This is a genomic window from Gilliamella sp. B2887, assembly GCF_026537015.1.
Lineage (GTDB): Bacteria > Pseudomonadota > Gammaproteobacteria > Enterobacterales > Orbaceae > Gilliamella.
In genome coordinates, this window is record NZ_JAFNMX010000019.1 from 3313 (window position 1) to 4964 (window position 1652).

The 1652-nt window shown below is 50.7% G+C and carries 1 rRNA gene; it reads right to left on the reverse strand.

Going from position 1 to position 1652, the window contains the following annotated elements:
- Positions 1-39: 39 nt before the first annotated feature.
- A 16S ribosomal RNA gene (locus J3U13_RS11250) occupies positions 40-1577 on the reverse strand.
- Positions 1578-1652 lie beyond the last annotated feature (75 nt).

The window sequence follows — 1652 nt, forward strand, 5'->3', positions numbered from 1 at the left end:
ATAAACAAACAATCTGTGTGAACACTTACGAGCACTTCGTAAGGAGGTGATCCAACCGCAGGTTCCCCTACGGTTACCTTGTTACGACTTCACCCCAGTCATGGACCACACCGTGGTAAACGCCCTCCCGAAGGTTAAGCTATCTACTTCTGGTGCAACCCACTCCCATGGTGTGACGGGCGGTGTGTACAAGGCCCGGGAACGTATTCACCGTGACATTCTGATTCACGATTACTAGCGATTCCGACTTCATGGAGTCGAGTTGCAGACTCCAATCCGGACTTAGACGTACTTTATGAGGTCCGCTTGCTCTCGCGAGGTCGCCTCCCTTTGTATACGCCATTGTAGCACGTGTGTAGCCCTGGTCGTAAGGGCCATGATGACTTGACGTCGTCCCCACCTTCCTCCGCTTTATCAACGGCAGTCTCCTTTGAGTTCCCGACCGAATCGCTGGCAACAAAGGATAAGGGTTGCGCTCGTTGCGGGACTTAACCCAACATTTCACAACACGAGCTGACGACAGCCATGCAGCACCTGTCTCACAGTTCCCGAAGGCACTCTCGCATCTCTGCAAGATTCTGTGGATGTCAAGACCAGGTAAGGTTCTTCGCGTTGCATCGAATTAAACCACATGCTCCACCGCTTGTGCGGGCCCCCGTCAATTCATTTGAGTTTTAACCTTGCGGCCGTACTCCCCAGGCGGTCGATTTATCGCGTTAGCTTCGGAGCCCATCACTCTAGGCAACAAACTCCAAATCGACATCGTTTACAGCGTGGACTACCAGGGTATCTAATCCTGTTTGCTCCCCACGCTTTCGCATCTCAGCGTCAGTATCTGTCCAGAAGGCCGCCTTCGCCACCGGTATTCCTCCACATCTCTACGCATTTCACCGCTACACGTGGAATTCTACCTTCCTCTACAATACTCTAGTTAACCAGTTTTAAGTGCAATTCCTAGGTTGAGCCCAGGGCTTTCACACCTAACTTAATTATCCGCCTACATGCCCTTTACGCCCAGTCATTCCGATTAACGCTCGCACCCTCCGTATTACCGCGGCTGCTGGCACGGAGTTAGCCGGTGCTTCTTCTGTAATTAACGTCAATTGATGAACCTATTCGATTCATCACCTTCCTCATTACCGAAAGTACTTTACAACCCGAAGGCCTTCTTCATACACGCGGCATGGCTGCATCAGGGTTCCCCCCATTGTGCAATATTCCCCACTGCTGCCTCCCGTAGGAGTCTGGACCGTGTCTCAGTTCCAGTGTGGCTGGTCATCCTCTCAGACCAGCTAGAGATCGTCGCCTTGGTAAGCCTTTACCCTACCAACTAGCTAATCCCATATGGGCTCATCAAATGGCGCATGGCCCGAAGGTCCCATGCTTTGGTCTCTCAACATTATGCGGTATTAGCAGTCGTTTCCAACTGTTGTCCCCCTCCATTCGGCAGATACCCATACTTTACTCACCCGTCCGCCACTCGTCATCAAGTGCAAGCACTCATGTTACCGTTCGACTTGCATGTGTTAAGCCTGCCGCCAGCGTTCAATCTGAGCCATGATCAAACTCTTCAATTTAAAGTTTGATGCTCAATAACTGTCTCTGACATATTCAAATGAATCTTCAGTGTCACTTATCAAGACTTAATTTTT